Origin of the sequence: Lentzea aerocolonigenes, assembly GCF_000955955.1 — a bacterium.
GTDB classification, from domain to species: domain Bacteria; phylum Actinomycetota; class Actinomycetes; order Mycobacteriales; family Pseudonocardiaceae; genus Lentzea; species Lentzea aerocolonigenes_A.
Genome location: NZ_JYJG01000647.1, coordinates 1 through 219, shown reverse-complemented (window position 1 = coordinate 219; position 219 = coordinate 1). Strand labels below are relative to the sequence as shown.

1 pseudogene is annotated in these 219 nt (G+C 66.2%); it reads left to right on the top strand.

Features of this window, described 5'->3' with window-relative positions:
• Positions 1-211: pseudogene (locus tag UK23_RS53525) on the top strand (arabinogalactan endo-1,4-beta-galactosidase); the annotation flags it as partial.
• Between the last annotated feature and the right edge of the window lie 8 nt (positions 212-219).

Here is a 219-nt window from a genome sequence, read left to right as displayed (position 1 = left end):
CATGCACGTCGAGTACGGCGGGCCGATCGGCAACGCGAACCAGGTCCGCGACGGGTTGCGGCAGTTCATCACCGGTACCAAGGCTTTCGGCGGCCTCGGAACGTTCTTCTGGGAGCCGGAGGGCTACTCGCCGTTCACCGGCTACAACATGACCGCCTGGGGCAGCAACCGGCGCCCGACCGCGGCCATGGACGGCTTCCTCAACGTGTGACAGGAGAA